This is a genomic window from Methylocystis sp. NC52PC, from assembly GCF_055698645.1.
Genome location: NZ_CP170127.1, coordinates 608,164 through 631,937 on the forward strand (window position 1 = coordinate 608,164; position 23,774 = coordinate 631,937).

A 23,774-nucleotide genomic window follows, 5' to 3' on the forward strand; every position below is an offset into this window, starting at 1 on the left:
ACCCTTTCTCTTGGCGCGGGCCTGTGCGTTACTATCTGTCGGCTAAGAACAGCGCGAAAGCGCGCGCCGGGATGAAACCCTCAGGAAGCGCCCCATGACTAAGCACGAGATTTTCGCCGCCTCGAAACCGCCCTTCAAGGCCCGCTACGGCAATTTCGTCAACGGCGAATGGGCGGACGCGAAGTCGGCCCGCACCTTCGACAACCTCTCCCCGATCACGGGCCAGAAAGTGTGCGAGATCGCCCGCTCGGACAAGGACGATATCGAGGCCGCGCTCGACGCCGCCCACGCCGCCAAAGCCGCCTGGGGACGGGCCAGCGCCGCGGAGCGCGCGACGCTTCTCAACAAGATCGCGGATCGCATGGAGGAGAATCTCGAGCTTCTCGCCGCCGCGGAGACCTGGGACAATGGGAAGCCCATCCGCGAGACCATGGCCGCCGACGTGCCGCTCGCGATTGATCATTTCCGCTATTTCGCCGGCGCGGTGCGCGCGCAGGAAGGCGGAATATCCGAGATCGATCACGATACGGTCGCCTATCACTTCCACGAGCCGCTCGGCGTCGTCGGCCAGATCATCCCGTGGAACTTCCCGCTGCTGATGGCGGCCTGGAAGCTCGCGCCCGCCCTCGCCGCCGGCAACTGCGTCCTGATCAAGCCCGCCGAACAGACGCCCGCGAGCATTCTCGTCTGGGCGGAGATTGTCGGCGACGTGCTGCCGAAGGGCGTCCTCAACATCGTGAACGGCTTCGGGCTCGAGGCCGGCAAGCCGCTCGCCTCGTCGAATCGCATCGCAAAGATCGCCTTCACCGGCGAGACGACGACGGGCCGGCTGATCATGCAATACGCCAGTCAGACGCTGATCCCCGTCACGCTGGAACTCGGCGGCAAGTCGCCGAACATCTTCTTCGAAGACGTGGCGCGCGAGGACGACGACTTCTTCGACAAGGCTGTCGAAGGCTTCGTGATGTTTGCGCTGAACCAGGGCGAGGTGTGCACCTGCCCGAGCCGCGCGCTCATCCATGAGAAGATCTACGACCGCTTCATGGCGCGCGCGCTGGAGCGCGTCGCGGCGATCAAGCAGGGCAATCCGCTCGACCCCGAGACGATGATCGGCGCGCAGGCGTCGTCCGAGCAGCTCGAGAAGATCTTGAGCTATATCGACATTGGCAAGCAGGAAGGCGCCAAGGTGCTCGCCGGCGGCGAGCGCAACCTGCTCGACGGCGACCTCGCCGGCGGTTTCTATGTGAAGCCCACGGTCCTGCAGGGCCACAACCGCATGCGAGTCTTCCAGGAGGAAATCTTCGGTCCCGTTGTCTCGGTGACGACGTTCAAGGACGACGACGAAGCGCTGCAGATCGCCAATGACACGCTCTACGGTCTCGGCGCCGGCGTGTGGAGCCGCGACATCAATCGCTGCTACCGCTTCGGCCGCGCGATCCAGGCGGGACGCGTGTGGACCAACTGCTATCACGCCTATCCGGCGCATGCAGCCTTCGGCGGTTACAAGCAGTCCGGCATCGGCCGTGAAAATCACAAGATGATGCTCGATCATTATCAGCAGACGAAGAACATGCTGGTGAGCTACAGCCCGAAAAAACTAGGGTTCTTCTAGAGCACCCGCCCCAACCCTCCCCCGCTTGCGCGGGAGAGGGAGCAGGCGCGGGCCTCGAGCGTCCCCTCTCCCGCGCAACGGGGGAGGGACAGGGAGGAGATCCTGAGCGCAACCAACACGCCTCAACGCGTCACCGCCACGCAAGCCGCGCGCGACTTCATCGCGCATCTTCGCGCGGACCATGGCGACATTCTCTTCCACCAGTCCGGGGGGTGCTGCGACGGCTCGGCGCCAATGTGCTATCCGAAAGGCGACTTTCTTATCGGCGACAATGACGTCTTGCTCGGAGAAATCGGCGGCGCGCTCTTTTACATCGGCGCGGCGCAGTTCGATTACTGGAAACACACCCAGCTCATTATCGACGTCGTGCCCGGACAGGGCGGCATGTTCTCGCTCGACAACGGAACTGGAAGGCGCTTTCTTACGCGCTCGCGACTCTTCAGCGACGAAGAACTCGCGGCGCTCGGGGCATAATGCGGAGGGCTAGATGTCGCTTGCAAATCAGACTTTGAAAGCCGCGGCCATCCGCTTCGCCCTGCGCCCGTGCAGCCTGGGCCTTGCGCTCATCGCCGTGAGCGATAGAGGCGTCTGCGCCATTCTGCTGGGCGACGACGCTGAGGCGCTTCTCGACGAACTGCGTCGCCGCTTTCCGAAATCAGAGATCACAGACGCCGGCGCCGATTGCGGCGGACTTGTCGCCGAAGCGCTCGCCCTCGTGGAGGCGCCGTCTTCACCCGCAAATCTCCCGCTCGACGCGCGCGGCACCGCGTTCCAGCGCCGCGTCTGGGAGGCGTTGCGCGCAATCCCGCCCGGCGCCACGGCAAGCTATGCCGACATTGCAACGCGCATCGGCGCGCCGACCGCCACCCGCGCCGTCGCCAGCGCCTGCGGCGCCAATCCGATCGCCGTCGCCATCCCCTGCCATCGCGTCTTGCGCAGCGACGGCGGATTGTCGGGCTATCGCTGGGGCGTCGATCGCAAGGACGCTCTTCTCGCTCGCGAGGGATATCGGCCTAAGGCGCGCCAATTTGTAAAAACCGCCTAAAGAGGCGCTCCGCCCCTCCAGCAAGACACAAGCGCCCGCGCCTAGCTTCGCCTCATTCGATCATGTGAGGCCGAATATGGAGCCGGTGTATCTCTTCAAACTCATCGACCAGCAGAAAAGCTGGCTGTCCACCCGGCAATCGCTCGTTGCGCAAAATGTCGCCAATGTGAATACGCCGGGCTACAAAGCGCTCGACACCTTGCCTTTCGCACGCGTGATGGAGCGCAGCGCGCTGGAAATGGCGGGCGCCGATCCTTTGCATATGCGTCCCTCTCCGACCGAGACCATGGCCGCCGCCGTCAAGCCGGCGGAAGGCTGGGAGACGACGATCTCCGGCAACACCGTGTCGCCCGAGCAGGAGATGATCAAGGCCGGCGAAATCCGCGGCGCCTTCACGCTCGACACCAATCTGATGCGCAGCTTCCACAATATGTGGATCGCGGTGGTGCGGTCATGATCGACCCGCTCGACGCTTCCTTGAAAATTGCCGCTTCAGGCCTCGAAGCGCAGTCCGCCCGACTGCGCGTCGTTTCCGAAAATATGGCGAACGCCCAGTCGACGGGACGCGCCGCCGGAGCGGACCCGTATCGCCGCAAGACGATTTCCTTCGCCAGCGAGCTCGATCGCGCCAATGGCGTCAATCTGGTGCGCGTCAATTCGGTCGGCGCCGATCCGACGCCCTTTCCGATCGAGCACGATCCCGGCAATCCGGCCGCCGACGCCAGCGGCGACGTCAAACGGCCCAATGTCAATCTTCTCCTCGAAATGGGCGATTTGCGCGAAGCCAACCGCGCCTATGAGGCCGATCTGCAAATGATGAAACAGACGCGCGACCTCGTCGCAATGACCGTCGATCTTTTGAAAGGCGCTTGAAAAATGCTTCCACTCGCTTCCATCGCCGCCGCCGCCGTCGGACCGCTCGCTCAAACGGCGGCAACCGTGCTCACGCAAGCGCCGCGCCCCGCCGCGACCGCTGAAGCCGCCGGCGCCTCCTTCGGCGACTTCCTCCAGCAGTTCAGCGCGCAGACCGTCGACTCGCTGAAGAACGGCGAAGCGGCGGCCATCGCCGGCGTCGACGGCAAGGCCTCCTTGCAGAAAGTCGTCGGCGCAGTGATGCAGGCGGAGCGGGATCTGCACACCGCCATCGCGCTGCGCGACAAGGCGGTCTCCGCCTATCAGGAAATCAGCCGCATGGCGATCTAAAGGAGCAGGCGTCTTGAGAGCACTCGCCATCGCAGCGACGGGCATGAGCGCCCAGCAACAGAATATCGAAGTCATCTCCAATAATATCGCCAATATCAATACGACCGGCTTCAAGCGCGCGCGCGCGGAGTTTACCGATCTTCTCTACCAGACGGAGCGGCTGCAGGGCGTCTCCAACCGCGGCCGCGACGCGACCGTGCCGCAAGGCTCGCAATTCGGGCTCGGCGTGCGCACCGCCGCGGTGCGCAGCCTGCAGCAGCAGGGCGCCATGACCAACACCGGCAATCCGTATGACCTCAGCCTCAACGGGCGCGGCTGGTTTCAGATCCTCGGCGCCGACAACGAGACGGTCTATACGCGCGCCGGTTCGTTCAGCACCAACGCCAACGGCGAGCTCGTCACTGTGGACGGCTATCAGCTTTCTCCGACAATCACCGTGCCGAGCAATGCGTTGAGCGTCTCGATCAGCCAGACGGGCGTCGTCTCCGCGATGATCGCCGGACAAACCGATCCACAGCAGATCGGTCAGATCACGATCGCGACCTTTCCAAACGACGCGGGCCTCGAGGCGCTCGGCGGCAATCTGTTCCGCCAGACCGCGGCGTCGGGGCAGCCGGTTGTGGGCGTGCCGGGCGATCCGGGTTTCGGCGTCGTCAACCAGGGTTATCTCGAGAGCTCTAACGTCGATCCGGTGAAAGAGCTAACCAATCTCATCGCGGCGCAACGCGCCTTCGAGCTCAATTCCAAGGTCATTCAGGCCGCCGACGAAATGGCCGGAACCGTTTCGAAGGGCATCCGATGAGTCTTGCACGGACGATGCTTGTCGTTCTTCTCGCCGTCGCCGCTTTGGCGCGCGCAGAGGCGCAGGAAAGTTTCCCGGTCGCGCGCGTCACGATCTATCCCGGCGACGCGATCACTGAAACAATGCTCGACGAGCGCGTTGGCGTCGTCGCCCAGGAGGCGCAGGCGCTCTACATGCGGTCGCGCGCGGCGTTGCTCGGCAAGGTTGCCCGCCGCACTCTATTGCCGGGCCAGCCTATTCCGCTGATCGCCGTCGACGCCCCACGCATCGTCGCAGTGGGCGCGCAGGTAAAGATCGTGTTTGCCGAGGCCGGCCTGCACATCGTAACCTATGGGATCGCGCAACAGCCGGGCGGAGTCGGCGACGTCATTCGCGTCCGCAATCAAGACAGCGGCCTTTCCATCTCCGGCCGCGTGCAAAGCGACGGCTCGGTCCGCGTCGGCGAAGGCTAAATGCGCCGGTTCATCCTCCTCGCGGCCGTCCTGCTCCTCGCGCCCGCCGCCGCGGCGGATGTGCGCATCAAAGACGTCACGTCGCCGGTCGGGCCGCGCGACTATCAGCTCATCGGCTACGGTCTCGTGATCGGCCTGCAGGGCACCGGCGACACGATGCGCAATGCGCCTTTTACGGAGCAGTCGGCCTCGGCGCTGCTCGATCGCATGGGCGTCAATGTGCGCCCCAACAACACCATGCGCACGCGCAACGTCGCCGCCGTCATGGTCACGGCGTCGCTGCCGCCTTACGCAGGCTGGGGCACGACGATCGACGTCACCGTCTCCTCCATGGGCGACGCGACATCCTTGATGGGCGGCACGCTGGTGCTCACGTCGTTGACGGGGCTTGACGGCGCCGTCTACGCCATCGCGCAGGGCCCTATCGCCGTCTCGGGCTTCGCCGCGCAAGGGCAGAATGAGACCCTCACCCATGGCGTCGCCACGGTCGGACGCATCCCGAATGGCGCGACGATCGAACGGGAGCCGCCGCGTCCCGCCGCCGGGATCGACGGCCCGCTTGTTCTGCAACTTCGCAATCCGGACTATGCGACTGCGGTGCGCGTCGCTGACGCCGTCAACGGTTTCACCCGCCAGCGCTACAAATCTGCGTTGGCGCGGGAGCGCGACGACCGCAGCGTGGCGCTGACCCTTCCCAGAGGCGCGCAGGCGACCCGCTTTCTCGCCGAGATCGGCGATTTGCGCGTCGCCGTGGAAACGCCCGCGCGCGTCGTCATCGATGAACGCACCGGCACCGTCGTCATCGGCGCCGATGTGCAGATTTCACCCGTCGCGGTTACCCAGGGCGGCCTCACTGTGCGCATCAGCGAAACGCCCGAAGTCTCGCAACCTGCACCCTTCTCGAACGGTCGCACAACGGTGACCAACCAGACCACGATTTCAGCCGCCGAACCCGCCGGGCAGGTCGCCATGCTCGCGGGGCCCTCCCTCAAACAGCTGGTGAAAGGGCTGAATGAGATCGGGCTCAAACCCACGGGCATCATCTCGATCCTGCAGGCGATCAAGAGCGCCGGCGCCCTGCAGGCCGATCTCCTCATTCAATAACGCAATAACGGCCAAAAAAGCCCCCTGATCAGTGAAAAGCCGGCGATTTCAGACATTTGTCGTCAAGCGTCGCAATGCGGCGGCGCTTTGCGTCTCCGCTTGATTCCCTTCTGACGCCATCTGCTGGGACGCGCGCGCACGGACGCGCTCGTCTCTCGCCGCGTTTTGAGCTATGTCGGACAGGCGAGGTTTGCGTAGATTGCGAGAGGCTGGCCGTATGAAGCTTGACAATTCGACTCCGGCGAGAGTGGGATTTATCATTTCGGCCTACAAGCGCCCCGAGCTCACAGAACGTTTGGTGCACGCTCTCGAGGGCAGGCCGTGCAGCATTCACGTCGACAAGAAATCATCCATTCGTCCCGACCTCGAGCGGGCGCTCGGCGGGCTTTCAAATGTAACTTTCCTCAAACAGCACCAGGTTTCGTGGGGCGACTTCGGTCATGTCGCCGCGAGCCTCGAAGGCATGCGCTGGTTCCAGACCACTGATCTCGATTACGCCATCCTGCTAACGGGCCAATGTTATCCGCTCCTCCCCATGCGCCACGTCGAAGAAGCGCTCGGGCGGCTCGGCGGAAAATCTCTCATCCAACATGAGCCGTTCGATATCCCGGCGGATTTCATTCTGCGCGATTACGGCCTTCAGCTGCGTTATCAGCTGGCGAGGCTGAAGCGTCTGCTCGGCCTCGGCTCCGGAGACGAACAGGTCCAAACGTCCCCCAATGATCAGCCTTGCGTAAAGCCGACGACAAAGCCCTCCTATTGGGGCTACGAGGGCTGGCGACGAATTAAGAAGTATAAGTATTTTGTCGCGGGCCAGGCGAAGACAGCGCCATTCATCGTCCGGAGCCTCCCGTTGAATCTCCATCCCTATGGCGGCTCGTCTTATTGGTGCCTGTCGAGGGAATGCGTCGATTACGTTTTGCGATTCATCGACGAAAATCCCAGCGTCGTCCGCTTCTTCGAGAACAGCTACATTCCCTGCGAAACTTTCTTCCAAACTATTCTCGGTAATTCGGACCTTCGCTCGACGCTGATCGATGAGGAAGTCCATTACGTGGAGTGGAGCCATCCAAACGATGGGACCCCCAAGACACTGACAGACCCTGCAAGCGCCCTCGCCTCGGGGAAATGGTTTGCCAGAAAATGGGAATCGACCGACGCGCTGGATGAAATCGATCGCCGCCGAAATCTCTTGCGCAGCGAGAGCGCGCTCAGCGGCGCTTCCGCCGCGAACTGAAAAGTAAAACCCATGTCGAAAAATACCTGTCTCATCACCGGCGGCGCCGGATTTATCGGTTGCGCCCTGTCGAGAGAGCTCGCGGGCGCCTTCGACGAGCTTGTCGTCGTAGACAATCTTCATCCTCAAATTCACGCCGACCATCGTCGTCCGGATGCGCTCGCTCCCCACGCCGCTCTCCATGTCGCCGATGTCACGGAAGCCGGAACGTGGGATCGCCTTTTCGCGGATTTCGATCCGACGGTCGTCATCCATCTGGCGGCGGAGACCGGCACCGGTCAATCCTTGACGGAGGCGACGCGCCATGCCGCCGTCAATGTCGTGGGAACCGCTCAGCTTCTGGACGGACTGGCGCGCCATGCGATGGCGCCGAAGCGCTTCGTGCTGTCATCCAGCCGCGCCGTCTACGGCGAAGGCGCGTGGCGCAACGCCGAAGGCGGCCTCCTCTATCCTGGCCAACGCACGAGAAGCCAGCTCGAGGCAGGCCAATGGGATTTTTCGGGGCTTTCACCCCGCCCGTTTTCAGCCGAGTCGACCCGACCCAGCCCGATCAGCGTCTATGGCGCGACGAAATTGACCCAAGAGCATTTGATGTCGGCGTGGAGTCACGCCTTCGGCTCGGAGGTCGTCACGCTTCGCCTTCAGAACGTCTATGGGCCAGGCCAGTCGCTGACCAATTCCTATACGGGGATCCTGCCGCTCTTCGCCAGGATCGCCAAGGCCGGGCAAAGCATTCCACTTTACGAAGACGGCTGCATGCTTCGGGATTTCGTTTTCATCGACGACGTCGCCCGAGCGCTCGCCCAAGTCGCCCTTTGTGGCGCGCCTTCGGCGCAGCCCTATGACATAGGCTCCGGCCGCGCCGCCACGATCGGCGAGACCGCCCGGATTATCGCGGCTCGCTACAACGCTCCGGCTCCGCACGTCTGCGGCAAATACCGACATGGCGACGTTCGTCATGCCTCGAGCGAAATCGAGCAGACCCGCGCAGACCTCGGATGGGAGCCCCAGGTCGACCTCCAAGAGGGTTTGGATCGACTTTGCCGCTGGATCGACGAACGGATGTGATCTCTGTTTGGGTTCCATGAAGAAGCGCAGAAATCTGCTGGTCGATGTCTCGGCGCACGGGTTAGGCCACCTGGCGCAGGTCGCGCCGCTCATCGCGCGGCTTAAGGCGGCCTCGTCCGATCTCCACGTCACCGTGCGGAGCGCCTATTCGCCAGCCCTGCTCGAGCAATTTATCGGCTCTGATCTCCACTATGCGCCGCTGCCGCCCGAGCCGACGCTCGAGATGTACGGTCCCCTGTCAGTAAACAAGGATGCGACCGAGGCGGCGTTCCGACGCTTCCACGACGCGTGGGAGCAGAACGTGAAGGCTCGCGCGGAAATAATGTCCGAATTCGAGCCCGATCTGTTGGTGAGCGATATCCCCTATGTCAGCCTCGCCGCAGCGGAACGCCTCGCGCTGCCTGCTGTCGCGCTGTGTTGTTACAATTGGCGAGACGCTCGGCGGTTCTTCACGAAGACAGACGATAGAATCGAGGAGCAGATCGAGCGAGCCTATCAGTCGGCGTGCGTCTTTCTACAGACGAGACCGCATATGCCCATGGAATATTTGTCGAACCGGCGTTCGATCGGCCCGCTGGCTCGAATAGGGGCGCGCAGAGGCGCAGAGTTGCGCCGCCTTCTCGATGTGCCGCCCGGGCAGAAACTCGTCCTGGTGACGTTTGGCGGTTCGCCGGGGGATCATTCCTTTCGCCTTCCCCGAGACGCTGACATATTCTGGATCGTCCGAGACGCCTCCCAAATCGACGCGCCCAGAGCGGCGAATCTTGGGGATCTTCCGATGCCGTTCATCGATGTTCTGGCCTCTGTCGACGCCGTGGTGAGTAAGGAAGGTTACGGGACGCTGGCAGAGGCCGCGTGCAACGGCGTGCGCTTGCTTATGCTCACCCGCCAGGACTGGCCTGAGACGCCATTCTTTGTCGCATGGGCCAAGGAACACGTGCAATTTTCTGAACTGCCCTTGGACTGCGGCGTGGAAGAGTTTCGTCAGGCGCTCGAATTCCTTCTGTCGAGACCGCCTGCGCCGGCGGTGGAGCCGTCGGGAATAGCCGAAGCCGCCGATGTGATCGCAGCACTCATTTGCACTTGAAGCTTTCAGAAAGCAGGCCTCCAATGCGCCCAAGCGGCCCCCCTTGCCCGCCAAGGACACGATCGCGCTTCTTCGATGGGAGAATTTTGCTTCTGGAGTTTGAACCAATCGCCGAGCCGAGGGGCGCCTTGTTGCCGGTCGACTTTGAAGCGCTTCCGTTTTTCCCCAAACGCGCCTTTGTCGTCGACAGAGCGCCGCCGGGAACGACGCGAGCCGGCCATGCCCAGCGGCGCGGATACCAGCTGTTGCTGCGCCTGTCTGGACAAATCGCCGTCACCATGCGCCTCGGGGGGAGGACAGAAACCGTCGCCTTGCAGTCGGAGGGCGACGCCCTGCTCATCGAGGAGCCGGTGTGGAAGGAGACAACTTACCGCTCTCCGGACGCCGTGCTTTTAGTTTTCTCGAGCGAGGTGTTCAGGCCCGAAGACCAGATCCGCGAAGAAACCTGAGCTTTAGGCGCAGATCATCCCCAGCATGCACGCCCTCGGCGCGCGGGTTCATGACGGACCGGGCGCCCGCGAACGCGAGACGTTATCCAGGAAATGGATCAGCTCGGCGACGGGCCGGTAGAATTCCTGCGGTATCATCTTGTCCACTTCCACAATGTCGTACATGGCGCGCGCGAGCTCCTTGCGCTCCAGCACCGGCACGCCATGCTCCTGGGCGACTTCGCGGATCTTGAGCGCGATGAGATCCTTCCCCTTGGCCAGCACCAATGGCGCGCCGCCCTCCTCACGCACATAGCGCAGCGCAATTGCGTAGTGCGTCGGGTTGGCGATAACGAAGCTTGCGTTGGGCACCGCGGCGAGCATGCGGCGTCGCGAGCGATCCATCGCGAGAGAGCGCATGCGCGCCTTCACCAGCGGGTCGCCCTCGGACTGCTTGAGTTCTTCCTTGAGCTCTTGGCGGCTCATGCGCAAATCGCGGCGCCACTTGAAACGTGTCCAGAAAAAGTCCGCAAGCGCCAAGAGCGACATCGCGATCGCGACGACGCTGGTCAGATGAATGACGAGCCGCAGCGCAATGGAGGGCAGCATCGCCGGCTCCATGCGCATCGCATCGGCGTAAAGCGAGCGGTCGCCCGAGGCGACGATGGCCATCGCGGCTCCGACGATGAGAATCTTTATCGCTGATTTTGCAACTTCCAGAACCGAGGCGAGGCTGATGAACCGGGCGAGACCCGCCATCGGGGAGAGCCGCGACAGGTCCGGCATGATGCGGGTGAGCACCAATCGTGGCGCGCCCTGCACGAAGGCGCCCACCAAGCCGGACAGTACAGCGACGAGAAGGAAGGGCGTCAGAAAGCCCGCCAGCTCGAAGGCGACAGCCTCGAGATAGCGAGAGGCGTCGCCGTCCGACCGCAGCGGCAGCGCGCCGGAGTTTCCAAGAAGAAGTCGAAGTGAGTGAGAAAGCTGCGCGACGCTCGCTTTGGCCAGGAAGGCAAGGGCGCCGAGAAGGCCGAGAATCCCGAAGGCGGACGGAACGTCGCGCGACACGGGGGCATTGCCCTGTTCCAGCGCGTCGGCGATTTTCTTATCGGTGGCTTCTTCCGTTTTGGAATCGGCGTCTTCGCTTTCCGACACTTAGGCCGCCTCGCCGCGCCGCTCGGCGGCGAGATCGATGAGCCCCTGGCTGGAAAGCCGCAAGGTAAGACTGGCGATCTCGCGCTGCGCGGCGACAACTTCCTTACGCGGCGGCTCGGACGCGGACGCAAGCTCCGCCTCCACCATGCGACGCGTGCGTGTGGAGAGACAAGGGACCACCGCCGCGCGCACCGCTGCGTCGGCGCCGCGCAGCGCCAGGATCAGCCGGTCGATCTGCACCTGATCGAAAATGATCATGCGCGCGCGCTCGCTCAGGCCGACGATATCCTCGAAAGAGAAGATCATCGATTTGAGCTGCTCGGCGAGAACCGGCTCGGATTGAGCGATGCCCTCGATAATCTCCACGATCTGCTCCCGTTCGAGCTGGTTGACGATGCCCGCTACGCGCGCGCTGACTTCATTGGTCGAGGGCGCGCTCGCCGCGGCGAAGAGGTCCTCCTGCAGGGCCTCCTCGACAATATGCAGCACATGTTCGGAGACGGGCTTCGAAACGAGCATCCGGCGCATGGCTTGCGACCGCAACATGCTCGGCAACAGCCCCAGCACGCGGGCGGCGACCGCCGGATCGACGCGCGACAACATAATGACGGCCGTCTGAGGATGTTCATTCGTGAGATAATCCGCCAGCAACTGATCGGAGAGCGCGCCGATGCGCCGCCAAAGAAACTTGTTGGACCGGCCGCGCAGCTCCGACATGATGTCGGCGACCTGCTCGTCCGGCAGAGCGCTCGCCAGCAGATCCTCTGCGACCGACTCGCCGCCCTGCAGATCGGGCTGGCCGTTGCTGATTTCTTCGATCAGGCCCGTGCAAATCTCCTCGAGCGTCGCCGACGGCACGACGTCGAGCGTCGCCGCGACGCGGGCGATCTGCTTGAGTTCGCCGTGGTCGAAGTGCTTCAACACCCGGCTCGACGCCTCCCGATCGAGCGCGAGCAGCACAGCTGCAATCTTTTCAGGGCCTCCAAGCGGGCGGCCAGCGTCCTGCGGGGTATGAATCGTCATGCCGGAGTCGACTTCTAGAGCCGTATTTGCTCGCTCTGCGGTTCACAGATCTCGGTCAGTGAAACGCCGAAGCGCGCGCCGTCTTCCTCGACGACGACAACTTCGCCGCGCGCGATGGTGCGTCCGTTGACGACGACGTCGACGGGATCGCCGACGCGGTGATCGAGCGGCACGACGGCGCCGCGCCCGAGTTTCAAAAGATTTGACACTGGCAGCGTCGCGGAACCGACCACAACCTGCAAGACAACAGGGATGCGCAGGATGGAGTCGATGCGCTTGGAGCTTACTTTCTGTTCGTCTTCAATGCCGGCGAGCGACGGGCCCTCGTCCAGAGACGGGGAGGAAACAAGTCCATCGATTTCCAAATCGTCGATCATCGCGATCCTCCTTCGTCCGTCTCAAACGCCCAGGATGTTTTCTATGTAGGATTCGCGCTCATCTGAAAATTCTTCGAGCCTCACCGTATACATATTGTCTTTCTGACCGAGCGTGCACCAGAACAGCGTCCGTCCCTCGGCGACGACGCGGATGGGATCCGTCGGCGCGATCGGCAGCCGCAGCACGTCGCCGACCTCGAGGCGCGATATGTCGCCGAGAGTGAAGCCGCGCGCCTCCAGGCGCACCTCGGCCCGAACCTCGGTGCGCACAAGATTCTGGTAAAGGTTTTCCGACCATTTCTCGTCGGTCGCCTTTCCTTCCGCGCCTGGCGTTCGAGACAGCGCATCGCGGAAGGGATCGAGCGCGCTGCGCGGCAATGCGACGAGGATTTGGCCAGCGTAGTCGCCATAGCGGATCGTCATGCGCACAAGCGCCGCCACGGTCGCCTTGGAGCCGAGCGCGAAGAAACCCGACCCCTCGAGCGAGGGCTCACGATCGTAGCTAAGCCTCGACAGGCTCGAAAATGCGTCTGCAAATCCCGAGACGAGCTTCGTAACGCAATAGGCGATGATGCGGTCTTCGATGCGCGTTGGCGGCCTGTCGAGCGTGGCGTCGATCACGCCGGAGCCGAGCAGAAGCTCGAAGGTAAGGCAGCGAAAGACCCCGTCGACGGCGACAGCCAAGCGGGTGTCGTTCTCCTGGCTTCTAAAGACGTAGATTTTGCCCAGCGCTCCGTATTTCTCCGCCAGCTCGTGAACCCGGCTGCCTTCGAAATTCTCGGTCGTAACGACGATTCCGTTGGCGTAGCGGCTGAGAAAGCGTGCGAAATTTGCGCCTGTTTCCTCGAAGATCGCGGTGAGCGCGGGCATGCGATCGATCGTCGCGTCCCCGACGAGCACCAGCTCCTCGCCGCCCTCTTTGAATGCTTCTTTGAGGATCATGCTGCTTCGGCCGCCGCTGCGCCGCCGTTGATGGTTTCATTCTCGACTTCGTCGATCGATGGCCGATCATAGGCCGGAATGGACTTGCGCCCATGTTCGATCGCGACCTGCGGCAGCGCCCCATTCATGAAGGCGAGCAAAGTCTGCTTGATGATCAAGAAGACGTGACAATCCTTGGTGCGGGCCACCTTCACCTTGTAGGCGAGCGGCGTCATGATTCCATAAGAGACGAAGATGCCGGCGAATGTGCCGACCATGGCGGCGCCGATGAGGCCGCCGAGCAGTTCCGGAGACTGATCGAGCGCGCCCATCGCCTTGATGACGCCGAGCACCGCCGCGACAATGCCGAGCGCCGGCAGGCCGTCGCCGATTGCAGTCAGCGCATGATAGGGTTTCAGCTTGTCCTGCTTGATGGCGGAGATTTCCTCGTCGATCAGCGCCTCGATCTCGAAGGTCTTCACATTGCCGATAATGTAAAGCCGGCAATAGTCGCAAATGAACGTCGTGATCTCGGGATTTTTCAAGACATTTGGAAATGCTGTGAAAAGCGCAGATTCGTTGGGCGCGTCGATATGGCCCTCGACCTCGGTGCGGGACTTGCTGCGCAATTCGCGCATCAAAGCGTGAAGAAGGCCTAGAATGTCGAGGTAATCGCGCCGCTTCGGGGTCTTCTCGAGGATCGCCTGAACGATAGCCTTGCCCGTGTCCTTGATGACCTTGATCGGGTTCGCGACAATGAAGGTCCCGAGCGCGGAACCCATGATGATGACGAATTCCCAGGGCTGCCAAAGGACAATCAGATGGCCGCCGAGCGCTGCAAAGCCGCCAAGCATGCAGCCCATCGTTACGATGAGACCAATGACGAAGCTCATTTCATCAGGTTCTTTCTTGCCGTTCGACAAGCTCTGGATAAGTTATGGGACTTGCCCGAGCCTGTTTTTCGAGGAGGGCTACGGGCTGCAGAAGGCTATGGCCGCCTCTGTCCAGGCGCCAAAGCCGCTTGCGACCATGTTGCGAATGACGGCGCAGACATACGTGCGCTGGGCGGGCGCATTGCCGGGCCCGGCGTGGTAGCGCGCGACTGTCGCCGTCCAGCTGCCTTCCTTCTTGTGCAAGGATGCGAGGAAACGCGCTGCATAGTCGACATTCTTCCCCGGATCGAACATCTCTTCGACCGAGGCGAACTGTTTTCCGTGATAACGGTAGTTGATCTGCATGCAGCCAATGTCGACGAGGCTCTCGCCCTGTCGACGCGCCTGGTCGAATGTCGAAAGCGCGTCGGCGAGCGTCGCGTTGAAAGAGGGGCGCCCGTGGATGTTCATCGCGTAGGCGTGCAGCGCGCCGCGTTGGCCGGTCTCGGTAAGCGCGACGGCGTAGAGAACGGCGAGCGGCACGTCGGTCTCGCGGGACGCGCGGATCATTTCGGCTTCGCAGATCGTTTCCGCCGCCTGGGCCGGGTTACAAAATAACGCCAAGAGGCCCAGTCTGAGCAGGCGTCTCGTCGCGCCTCTGCCGCTGGCGGGCCGGCGACTGATGCTGCCGACGCTGATCGGATCTTTGGTCATTGTCGAATCCGCGCTGTGACGCAAAACGCGCCGTTTGATCGTCAACGCCCGCGCGATCCTGCCCGGACGCAACAGCTGAGACAGGCGGACTCAGATTGACCTTGAAGGACTCGAGCGTCATGCCTTTCTCGCCGATCGCCGAGGTGAGATTGTCGCGCGCGTCCATGAGCAAAGTCGATGTCCTTGGGGATTCCGCGTCGAGCTGAATCTCGACTTTTGCATGCGTCACCCGCATCCTGACGGCGATCGTTCCAAGCGCCGCCGGCTCGACCTGGAACCTCAAAATCTTCACAACCTCCGCAGGCTTTTCGAACGTCGGCGCCGCGGTGTGGGCAGCGGCCGACGCGTCGGCGCCCGCGCTGTCGGCGCCGGGCGACGCGACCAGCGTTTGCGCGACAACGACAGGCAGGTGCGTGACGATCTCGCCGACGTTGATCTTAAAAAGCGGCGAGGGAGCAAGTTCCGACGACGGCGCCAGTTTGATGGATATGCCCTCGACCGGCGTGGCCGCGGCGCGGTCTTCTCGCGCGTCGCTCGATGAGACATTGGGCGTCTCGCGCCCTTCCCCGCCGTCCTGCCTCGGCTCAGAAAGCTCCCTTGGCGTCGCAATATCCCTGGCGTCTTGCAGACGCCGCTGCTTATCCGGGATGGCGACGGCGGGACCCTGCACATGGTCGAGCGACGGCTCCCTCGCCGCGCCGGCGTCCGTCCCGGATGGAGACGCGCCGGACGCCGGCGGGGCTAGCGGGGACAGGAACGCCGCAGACCGGCTCGTTGGCTGCGCCGCCGACTGTGGCGCAGGGGCCAACTGATGCGCGGCGAGCGGCTGCGCCAGGGCGCGCGCCGGCGCCGGCGCGACGGCGGCCGCATCAGGCGCCTGCGCAGAGCCGGGCTGAGCGGCGGAAAGCTGCGCCGTCGCGGGCGGAGGCGGGGGCGGGGGCGTCTGAAGCGGAGGAAGCGGTGCGGCCGGCGCCAAGAATGCGCCCTGCGGCCCCTCGGCGCGCGCCTCTTGCGCGGCGCGGCCATCTTCTTCTTCATGCGAAGGCGCGGACTCGATCGGCGCCGCCAGGGCTGCGTCCACCAAGGGGATTGCGGCGGCCGTTTCAGGCGACGCGTCGGCGGTCAGCAAGAAGCGCAGCGAGAAAGGCGATGCATTCGTCAGCGGCGCCGCCATCTCCTCCTCCGCGTCGGCTGGCGGCGCGTCGGTCTTGTCGCTCAGATTGTCGAGGAGGCGGCCAAAGTCGCCGCCCGCCGGGGCGTCCTGCGGATTGGCGCCGCTGTCCGGCGCGATGCGTCCGGCTTGCAGCAAGGACAGCATGGCGCTGCCCATGGCGTCGCTCAAAGGGCTCGTCATGGGCGCGCTGACCTTTTCAACAGCTCGTCGCTTTGGGCGAGGGCGCGACGCACGGTCTCAGCCATCTCATAGGGGGCTTCGTCGGCCCGCGGCTCCGGCTCGACTCTCGCGGAGAGCCGCGACACGACGCTCGACGCGAGCGCGACCAGCTCGGCGTCTTCCTTTTCGAGCCGCTTTTGCTCGAGCGCCCGCAGATCCTCGCCGCCCCGCTCCTCCGTCAGCGCGACAAGGATGCTGCGATAGGCGTCGATCCGCTTTTGGGCGGCCGGCGTCGTCGCCGAGACGGCGGCCTTGTCGATCGCCTTCCGCGCGGGATCGAATTTGCCGCTTTGCAGCGCCCCTCGCGCCAATGCGAGATAAAAGGATAGGCGCAAGGTCGTCGGCGCCTTGTCGACGAGCGGCTCGAAGGGTCCGGGGCGATCGACGATCGTCTTCTCTTCGACCGTCGCCCGGCGAAACGCCTCCCAGAAGTTCTGCGCATAGGGCGAGGCGGCGTATTTGGCGATATAGCGTCCGGCGAGCATCGCGAGCTTGCCGGTCTCGCGCACGGGGTCGAGGATGGCGATCTCGCGCCGCAGCGCCGCTTCCTCCACGAGCGAGCCCGGCATCAGCAGGCGCGCCAGATCGAACAGGGCGGTCGCCCGCGCATTGTCGACGCCGATCAGCGCGCCGCCCTGCACGAGCGCCAGATGGCCGCCGACGACAGGCGGAACGTCTCGCGCATTCATTTCCATCAGCGCCTTGGGAATGCCGCCTTCGCGGCCATCCGCGTATTCGACGCTCGCGCCGAGCAAACCGGCGAGGTCGCCGCCGACGAATTGCGCCTCGTGAATTTCACGCAATCTCGTCGCAGCGCCGCCGCACAGGAGATACACGATCGCGGCGCGCACATTGCGTTCGTCTCGCCAGCCCTCGGGCTCGACGGTCTCAATCGCCATGTCGATGAGGTCGAACTGTTTCGCCGCCCGATCCCGCGCCGCGCTATTGCCCACGGCCATGAGATTTTGCATGGCGTTGAGATCGCGCACCATCGATGCGAAATCCTCCGCTCGCGCAACGCCGCTCGCGTGCAACGCCGCGAGAAAGACGACGGCGCGTCCGACATGCGTCATCGCTCGGCTCCGCGCAGCAGGATCTCGATCCGACGGTTGACAGGCGACAGCGGATCCTTGGCGTTCTTTGGCCGCCGCTCCGCGAAGCCGATGATCCGCTCGACGCGCGCCGCCGGCAGGCCGCCGCGCACCAGCATGTAATTGACCACCGTCGCGCGATCGCTCGAGAGGCGCCAATTGTCGTAGTTCTTGCCCATGTAAGAGCGCGCGTCGGTGTGGCCCCTGAGCTCCACCGCGCCCTTTCTCGCGGCGAGAATTTTGCCGATCTCGCCGATGATTCGCACGAGCTGCGGCTTCGGCTTGATGGAGCCGACGTCGAACATCGAAAAATTCGCGTCGTCAGTGAGACTGATCAGCAGGCCTTCATCCGTCTGCTTGACCTCCACCTTCGGCGCGTGCGCCTCTTGCGCGGCGATCTTCTGGATATCTGTCTGAAGCGCGCTCGCCATCGCCGCAGCTTCGCCCGCGGCGGCCGGACTCTGCTTCGGATTGGGCTTTTCGTGCGAAAGCGGATCTTCGGCCGGCCCCGACTCTGCGGCCGGGCGCATCTCCTTTTTGAGAGAACGGTCGAACGGATCGCGCGGCGCTGAGGCCGGCCGCGCATTGGGCCGCGGCTCCTCCTGGGCGATCGCGTCGAGCGCCTGCAATGGGTCCCGTTGCAGCGCCGCCTCCGTATCCTTGGGCTCGCCGTTCCCCTGTTTTTGAGGCACGGGCGGATTGATCGCGCTCTTTCCCTCCGAGCCCGTCGCGGGATCGCGAAGACCCTTGTGCGCCTTGGTCACGTCGACGAGCTGGAGGGGATTGAAATACTGAACGATGACCGCCTTCGTTTCCTTGGACGTCGAGTTGATGAGCCACATGACCAGAAAAAAGGCCATCATTGCGGTCATGAAATCCGCGAAAGCGAGCTTCCACACGCCGCCGTGATGCTCCTCTTCGGCTTCCACCTTTTTCTTGACGATGATCGGGGGTCCGTTGTGACTCATGAACCATAGCTCCTGCTGTCGCACAGACGGCGCATCCACGCCTCGAGTCGCGTCTCGATCCTGGTCAGGCCGAAATCAACTGTCACGTCGACGCCGTCGCTTTCAGTGAGGATCGCCGCCGCCTGTTGCGCAGCGAATGTCTCGGCCATCTTCTCGATGAGATCCCTTGGACCCTCGAGCCGGATCGCGGGCGCGGAGTCGTCGGCGATGGCGCGACGAATCGAGTCCGTCAGCTCGTCGACCGTCGTTTGTTCGACTTCCCGCGCGACAAAGGGCGCCAGAATGCGGGCGACGTCGCCCCTCAGCGCGTCGAAAGCCTGGGCGAGGGTTTCGGAAAGTCGCCGCGCAAGGACGTCGCCCTGCTGCTCGATCCATTGCGTCCGCGCCTGGCGCAAGCTCTCCTCATGCGCGGCCTGCTGCTGTTCGAGGGCGGCGGCGAGCTCTTCATCGAAGGCGCTTCGCAGCGCCTCGAGATCGACGGAAGGAGGCGCGACAGATTCGGGCGCGGGCTCTTCGCCCAGCCCCTCTATGGACGGCTCGAACAATGTCTCGAGGATCGGCGTCGGCGGGGGCAGCCGAGGCGGCTCGTCGAAGCGCAGGAGATAGGCGGAAACGTCGTGAATGTTCATGGCGCGGCCTTAAGACCTCATCCATTGCTTCATGATCGCGGCGGCGTGGGCGTCGTCCTGCTCGATCAAGCGCTCGAGCTTTTTGCGCGCGCTCTCCTTCGCCGCTTCGACGATTCCCTCGAAGAGCGCCGAGCCCGGCAACAGGCCTTCGTCGGGGATTTGAAGCATCGGCGGCGAGTCGAAAGCGGGTTCAATGGCGAGCGGCGGTTCGGGCGGCGTGAGCGGCGCGATCCCTGGCGACGCCAAAGGCGGCGGCTCGATCCGCTCCTGCGCCAGCGGCGCCTCGGCCAGCAGCGCGCGACGCGCGGGCGCCAGGCCAAAGATCACGATGACCGCCGCAATGCCGATCGCCGTCAGCGCATTGATGATCGCGCCGAGATGGCTGCGGAGCGTCGCGACGACGCCCGGATTTTCTTCTGGCGTCATTTCGTGCTCGTTGAACATGAAATCGACCGCCGACACTTTGAGCGCGTCGCCGCGCTCCTTGCTCAGCCCCGCGGCGGAGGAGACGAGCATTTCAATCTCCTTGAGCTGCCTTTCCACGATTTCAGGCTTCGGCGGCTCCTTGCCTGGCTCGGCGAAAGCGGAGCGATTGATCAGCACGGCGACCGAGAGGCGCTCGATCGTGTAGCCGCCGCTTACCGTCGTCACCGTCTTGGACGAGAGTTCGTAATTGGTGAGCTCCTCGCTTTTCTTGCTCTCGTCGTTCGACTGCTTCGTATCGCCGCCGCTGGCGCCGTTTTGCGGGATGTTGCGCTCGACGGTCGTCGACTGAGCGCCGCTGTTGTTTTGCGACTGGGCCGTTTCCTTCACGGTGCGGGTGGAGCGCTCGACGCGCGACTCCGGATCGAAGATCGTCTCATTGGTCTGCTTACGATCGGTGTTGACGCGCGTGCGCACGCTCACTTGAAAATTGGGGAGCCTCAGGTAAGGCGTGAGCGTTCGTCGGATATTGTCCTGTATGTCTTTTGAAATGCTCTTCTCCAGCGCCAGCGTCTTCACTGGAACGGCGTCGGTCGCTTCGCCATCGGAGGATGAGAGGATCATGCCGTCCGTGTTGAGCACCGTCACTTGATCGACAGTCATGCCGGGCAGCGACGAGGCGACGAGATGACGGATGGCCTGCGCAGCGCTGGAATCGTCGGGCCCCTCGGTGCGGATGATGACCGAGGCCGACGGCGGCTGTTTGGCCCGGCGAAACGAACCTTCATCGGGCATGACGATGTGAACGCGCGCCGCCTTGACGCCGCGAATGAGCTGGATGGTGCGCGCAAGCTCGCCTTCGAGCGCGCGCACCCGCGTCACCTCCTGCATGAAGGAGGTGAGGCCGAGCGCGCCGACCTTGTCGAAGAGTTCGTAGCCGGCGTTGGCGCTCTGCGGCAGGCCGCGCTCTGCGAGCAGCATACGCGCCTGCGCGGTCTGGCCGTAGGGAACGGACACGGCATTCCCTTCCGGGCTTACGTCGAAGGCGATGTTGCTCGCCTTCAGCGCGGCGCCGATGCGGCTCACGTCCTCTCGGTCGAGCCCGGCGTACAGCACCTCGAATGCAGGACGCGAAAGGTAATAGGCTGCGGCGGAGACGATCCCAATGACGAGCGCGAAGATGAGCCCGAGCGCGGCGAGCTTCTTGCCGCCGAGCGCCTTGAGATTATCGAAGAATAGGCTGAGATGATCCATGGCGTCGAAGCAGGCGTCCCCTGTTCCTTTGACGCCAAGAGTCCGCGCACGGGCTTGCGCGAGCGTTGCGCGACGAGCTGTAATCGATCTATTAACAAAAGGTTAATAACAAAACGACTAGGCGGGCCGCTCGTCTATAGCGGCCCGCCCGGCCTGAAGCTTACTGGAACAGCTTCATGATCATCTGCGCGTTCTGGTTCGCGATCGAGAGCGACTGGACGCCGAGCTGCTGCTGCGTCTGCAGCGCCTGCAGGCGGGTCGACGTCTCATTCATATCCGCGTCGACGAGCGACGACACGCCGGTGGTCAACGCCTCGCTCATCGTCCTGATGAACTCGTTCTGCTGCGTCACGCGGGTCTGCGTCGCGCCAATCTCGGCGGCGTAGGTCGTGAGATCGGACAGCGCCTTGTCGGCGTTGGTGAGCGTATCGGCGATGGTCGCCGCAGCAAGATCGCTAGCCGCGAGCGCAGTGAAATTCGTCGCGGCGCCGGCCGCGCCGCCCTGCGATTGCTCCAATATGCCCGCGCCGCCGCCCGCGCTGTCGATCAAGGTGGTGAGCGTCAGATCGATCGTGCCCATCGAGGAATTGTTCGCGCCGGCCCCGTCCGCGTAGGAGGCGATGAATTTCAGCGGACTGGTCTGCGAGCCGTCGAGCGCGTTGAGCCCGGTAAAGGTGGCAGAAGTGACGACGCTCGAGAGCTGCTTGCCGAGCTGCTGCAAGTTCGTGAGAATCTTCGTCGTATCGGCGCCCGGCTGCTGCGCCTGCGCGATGCCGTTCTTGATGTCGTTCATGACCGTGATGGCGCTCTTCACCGCCGCGGCTGCGACATTCAGCACGGAATTGGCGCCAGAAAGCGAGTCGCTGATCGTCGACAACACGGCTCTGTCCGATTTCATCGTCTCGGCGATGGCCCAGGTGGAGGCGTTGTCGGCGGCGCTGGCGATTTTGAGGCCGGTCGAGACCTCCTGCTGCGTCTTGTTCAACGCCGCCTGAGTCGAGCGTAACGACTGAAGCGCGGTGATGGCGGAGGGGTTTACGAGGATGCTGGCCATTTTCGTTGTCCCTTTTCGGTTGAGAAAAATACAAGGGACATACCGGTGTCGCGCCGGTTCCACGGATAAGGCGTCATGCCACGGGCCTCGCCCGTCCGAAGCAAGTAGTCAACCACAAGCCTAAGCAAAGGCCGCGACTCGTGAGCCGCGGCCATGATTTCACTCGAACCTTACTGGAAGAGTTTCAGGATCATCTGCGCGTTCTGGTTCGCGATCGAGAGCGACTGGACGCCGAGCTGCTGCTGCGTCTGCAACGCCTGCAGGCGGGTCGACGTTTCATTCATATCCGCGTCGACGAGCGACGACACGCCGGTGGTCAACGCCTCGCTCATCGTCTTGATGAAATCGTTCTGCTGCGTCACGCGGGTCTGCGTCGCGCCGATCTCGGCGGCGTAGGTCGTGAGATCGGACAGCGCCTTGTCGGCGTTGGTGAGCGTATCGGCGATCGTCGCCGCAGCAAGATCGCCGGCGGCGAGCGAAGTGAAATTCGTCGCGGCGCCGGCCGCGCCGCCCTGCGCCTGTTCCAAAATTCCCGTGCCGGCGCCCGCGCTGTCGATCAGCGTCGTAGGCGTCAGGTCGATTGTGGCGATGGAGGAATTATTGGCGCCCGCGCCGTCGGTGTAAGACGCGATGAATTTCACCGAGGTCTGGGAGCCGTCGAGAACGTTCAAGCCGGTGAAATTCGCCGAGGCCACGATGCTCGAAAGCTGCTTGCCGAGCTGCGCCAGGCTAGTCAAGATTTTCCCCGTATCAGCGCCCGGCTGCTGAGCCTGCGCAATGCCATTCTTGATGTCGTTCATGACAGTAATCGCGCTCTTGACGGCCGCGGCGGCGACGTTGAGCACGGAGTTGGCGCCGGAAAGCGAGTCGCTGATGGTCGCCAAAACGGTCTTGTCGGACTTCATCGTCTCGGCAATCGACCATGTCGAGGCGTTGTCGGCCGCGCTCGAAATTTTCAAGCCGGTCGAGACCTCCTGTTGCGTCTTGTTCAACGCCGACTGGGTGGTGCGCAGCGACTGGAGGGCGGTGATCGCAGATGGGTTTACGAGAATGCTAGCCATTTGAGGATGTCCCTTGTTGGACTGAGAACATGTAAGGGACATGCCGGTGTCGCGCCGGCTCATCGGATAAGGCGTCATGCCGCGGGCGCGAGCCCGTCCGAAGCAACTAATCGACTGAATACGCGGCTTGCGATTTTACAGATCGACGCCACAACTCTATCGGAAGCTGCGCCTTTGAAAATGAGAATGCCCAAACGGGCTTAATGGACAGTTAACAGCCAAGTCTCAGGCGGCGGCGCCGCAGCACTTTTTGTATTTCTTGCCCGAGCCGCAGGGACAGGGATCATTGCGGCCCGGCTGGGCGCCTTTCACGATCGGCTGGTTTTTGCGGTTCGCCTCTTCCTGGAAATACCAGCGGCCGTCCACCTTGCTAAAGAGCGAGCGCTCGCGATGCGCATAGCGTTCGCCGTCGAGACTGAAATTGGCGATGAACTCCACATAGCCGGTTTCGTCGCCCTCCTGCCCGTCCTCGGTCGAGAGCACCTCGAGACCCAGCCATTGCGACTGTCTGGCCCAGTGGGTGATCGCCTTGCGGTCGAAATCGTCGCGGGTTCCGGGCGCTAAGGTCGCTTCCAGATAGTCGACGTCGCCTTGCGCAAAGGCGGTATAGCGCGATCGCATGAGCGCTTCCGCCGTCGGCGGCGCCTTGCCCGCCTCGAGATAGGGCTTGCAGCAATCGACATAGTCGCGCTTGTCGGCGTCGATCATGCGGCACGGGCACGTTGAATCTGTCGTCATGCTGGTTTTCGCTCTCGCGCGAAGCTCGGGAAAGGCGCGCTGGAGCGCGCGTATGTGATGCTG

At 63.5% G+C, this 23,774-nt stretch carries 26 protein-coding genes and 1 pseudogene; 13 read left to right on the forward strand and 14 right to left on the reverse strand.

Translation table 11 applies throughout. The features are described 5' to 3' along the window. Positions 1–94: 94 nt before the first annotated feature. The 13 genes and pseudogenes from adh to ACETII_RS04865 all read left to right on the forward strand — a co-directional run bounded on the left by adh (position 95) and on the right by ACETII_RS04865 (position 10,059). Positions 95–1,612 (forward strand): aldehyde dehydrogenase, encoded by a 1,518-nt coding sequence (gene adh, locus ACETII_RS04805; RefSeq protein WP_363349769.1) that lies wholly within the window; start codon positions 95–97, stop codon positions 1,610–1,612. Between the two features lie 99 nt (positions 1,613–1,711). After that, positions 1,712–2,086 (forward strand): DUF779 domain-containing protein, encoded by a 375-nt coding sequence (locus tag ACETII_RS04810; RefSeq protein WP_472788218.1) that lies wholly within the window; start codon positions 1,712–1,714, stop codon positions 2,084–2,086. Positions 2,087–2,135: 49 nt separating this feature from the next. Then, positions 2,136–2,657, forward strand: a pseudogene (locus tag ACETII_RS04815) (methylated-DNA--[protein]-cysteine S-methyltransferase); the annotation flags it as partial. Between the two features lie 76 nt (positions 2,658–2,733). Continuing rightward, positions 2,734–3,114 (forward strand): flagellar basal body protein, encoded by a 381-nt coding sequence (locus ACETII_RS04820; RefSeq protein WP_472787322.1) that lies wholly within the window; start codon positions 2,734–2,736, stop codon positions 3,112–3,114. Further along, a complete protein-coding gene (flgC, locus tag ACETII_RS04825; protein WP_472787323.1) occupies positions 3,111–3,530 on the forward strand; it encodes a flagellar basal body rod protein FlgC in 420 nt (139 codons plus the stop codon). The genes ACETII_RS04820 and flgC overlap by 4 nt, the downstream gene beginning before the upstream one ends. 3 nt (positions 3,531–3,533) lie before the next feature. Then, positions 3,534–3,860 carry a flagellar hook-basal body complex protein FliE gene (gene fliE, locus ACETII_RS04830; protein WP_472787324.1) on the forward strand — a complete coding sequence of 109 codons (327 nt, stop codon included), beginning with the start codon at positions 3,534–3,536 and terminating at the stop codon, positions 3,858–3,860. Positions 3,861–3,873: 13 nt separating this feature from the next. After that, positions 3,874–4,662, forward strand: coding sequence for a flagellar basal-body rod protein FlgG (gene flgG / locus ACETII_RS04835; RefSeq protein WP_363349773.1), 789 nt, complete (start codon positions 3,874–3,876; stop codon positions 4,660–4,662). Next, positions 4,659–5,114 carry a flagellar basal body P-ring formation chaperone FlgA gene (gene flgA / locus ACETII_RS04840; protein ID WP_472787325.1) on the forward strand — a complete coding sequence of 152 codons (456 nt, stop codon included), beginning with the start codon at positions 4,659–4,661 and terminating at the stop codon, positions 5,112–5,114. The genes flgG and flgA overlap by 4 nt, the downstream gene beginning before the upstream one ends. Further along, the gene (locus tag ACETII_RS04845; protein WP_472787326.1) at positions 5,115–6,218 is read left to right on the forward strand and encodes a flagellar basal body P-ring protein FlgI; all 1,104 of its coding nucleotides are present in this window, start codon (positions 5,115–5,117) and stop codon (positions 6,216–6,218) included. Positions 6,219–6,435: 217 nt separating this feature from the next. Then, a complete protein-coding gene (locus ACETII_RS04850; protein ID WP_472787327.1) occupies positions 6,436–7,455 on the forward strand; it encodes a beta-1,6-N-acetylglucosaminyltransferase in 1,020 nt (339 codons plus the stop codon). 12 nt (positions 7,456–7,467) lie between these two features. Further along, positions 7,468–8,523, forward strand: a complete 1,056-nt coding sequence (locus tag ACETII_RS04855) for an NAD-dependent epimerase/dehydratase family protein (RefSeq protein ID WP_472787328.1) — start codon at positions 7,468–7,470, stop codon at positions 8,521–8,523. A 16-nt stretch (positions 8,524–8,539) separates the two neighbouring features. Next, a complete protein-coding gene (locus tag ACETII_RS04860; RefSeq protein ID WP_472787329.1) occupies positions 8,540–9,610 on the forward strand; it encodes a hypothetical protein in 1,071 nt (356 codons plus the stop codon). Between the two features lie 23 nt (positions 9,611–9,633). Continuing rightward, positions 9,634–10,059, forward strand: coding sequence for a sugar 3,4-ketoisomerase (locus ACETII_RS04865; protein WP_472787330.1), 426 nt, complete (start codon positions 9,634–9,636; stop codon positions 10,057–10,059). A gap of 48 nt (positions 10,060–10,107) precedes the next feature. On the opposite strand, the gene ACETII_RS04870 is transcribed toward ACETII_RS04865, so the two are convergent. The 14 genes from ACETII_RS04870 to ACETII_RS04935 form a co-directional block, all read right to left on the reverse strand. After that, positions 10,108–11,193 carry an EscU/YscU/HrcU family type III secretion system export apparatus switch protein gene (locus tag ACETII_RS04870; protein WP_472787331.1) on the reverse strand — a complete coding sequence of 362 codons (1,086 nt, stop codon included), beginning with the start codon at positions 11,191–11,193 and terminating at the stop codon, positions 10,108–10,110. Continuing rightward, a complete protein-coding gene (locus tag ACETII_RS04875; protein WP_472787332.1) occupies positions 11,194–12,216 on the reverse strand; it encodes a flagellar motor switch protein FliG in 1,023 nt (340 codons plus the stop codon). 14 nt (positions 12,217–12,230) lie between these two features. Continuing rightward, entirely contained in the window at positions 12,231–12,593 is a 363-nt protein-coding gene (fliN, locus tag ACETII_RS04880) for a flagellar motor switch protein FliN (RefSeq protein ID WP_363349781.1), read from the reverse strand. A gap of 21 nt (positions 12,594–12,614) precedes the next feature. After that, complete coding sequence (locus ACETII_RS04885) at positions 12,615–13,535, reverse strand: FliM/FliN family flagellar motor switch protein (protein ID WP_472787333.1); 921 nt, start codon at positions 13,533–13,535, stop codon at positions 12,615–12,617. Continuing rightward, complete coding sequence (motA, locus tag ACETII_RS04890) at positions 13,532–14,407, reverse strand: flagellar motor stator protein MotA (RefSeq protein WP_363349783.1); 876 nt, start codon at positions 14,405–14,407, stop codon at positions 13,532–13,534. Before motA ends, ACETII_RS04885 begins: the two co-directional genes overlap by 4 nt. A 78-nt stretch (positions 14,408–14,485) precedes the next feature. Continuing rightward, entirely contained in the window at positions 14,486–14,956 is a 471-nt protein-coding gene (locus ACETII_RS04895) for a transglycosylase SLT domain-containing protein (RefSeq protein WP_472787334.1), read from the reverse strand. A gap of 37 nt (positions 14,957–14,993) precedes the next feature. Beyond that, positions 14,994–16,454 (reverse strand): flagellar hook-length control protein FliK, encoded by a 1,461-nt coding sequence (locus ACETII_RS04900; protein ID WP_472787335.1) that lies wholly within the window; start codon positions 16,452–16,454, stop codon positions 14,994–14,996. Then, positions 16,451–17,566 (reverse strand): hypothetical protein, encoded by a 1,116-nt coding sequence (locus ACETII_RS04905; RefSeq protein ID WP_472787336.1) that lies wholly within the window; start codon positions 17,564–17,566, stop codon positions 16,451–16,453. Before ACETII_RS04905 ends, ACETII_RS04900 begins: the two co-directional genes overlap by 4 nt. Then, on the reverse strand, positions 17,563–18,552 hold the full coding sequence (locus ACETII_RS04910; protein WP_472787337.1) for a flagellar motor protein MotB: 990 nt from the start codon (positions 18,550–18,552) through the stop codon (positions 17,563–17,565). Before ACETII_RS04910 ends, ACETII_RS04905 begins: the two co-directional genes overlap by 4 nt. Further along, the gene (locus ACETII_RS04915) at positions 18,549–19,181 is read right to left on the reverse strand and encodes a hypothetical protein (protein ID WP_363349788.1); all 633 of its coding nucleotides are present in this window, start codon (positions 19,179–19,181) and stop codon (positions 18,549–18,551) included. Before ACETII_RS04915 ends, ACETII_RS04910 begins: the two co-directional genes overlap by 4 nt. A 9-nt stretch (positions 19,182–19,190) precedes the next feature. Then, the gene (fliF, locus tag ACETII_RS04920) at positions 19,191–20,858 is read right to left on the reverse strand and encodes a flagellar basal-body MS-ring/collar protein FliF (protein ID WP_472787338.1); all 1,668 of its coding nucleotides are present in this window, start codon (positions 20,856–20,858) and stop codon (positions 19,191–19,193) included. 160 nt (positions 20,859–21,018) lie between these two features. After that, positions 21,019–21,912: a flagellin N-terminal helical domain-containing protein gene (locus ACETII_RS04925; RefSeq protein ID WP_472787339.1), complete on the reverse strand. Its 894-nt coding sequence runs from the start codon at positions 21,910–21,912 to the stop codon at positions 21,019–21,021. Between the two features lie 170 nt (positions 21,913–22,082). After that, on the reverse strand, positions 22,083–22,973 hold the full coding sequence (locus ACETII_RS04930) for a flagellin N-terminal helical domain-containing protein (RefSeq protein ID WP_363349791.1): 891 nt from the start codon (positions 22,971–22,973) through the stop codon (positions 22,083–22,085). A 225-nt stretch (positions 22,974–23,198) separates the two neighbouring features. Then, positions 23,199–23,711 carry a YchJ family protein gene (locus ACETII_RS04935; protein WP_363349792.1) on the reverse strand — a complete coding sequence of 171 codons (513 nt, stop codon included), beginning with the start codon at positions 23,709–23,711 and terminating at the stop codon, positions 23,199–23,201. Between the last annotated feature and the right edge of the window lie 63 nt (positions 23,712–23,774).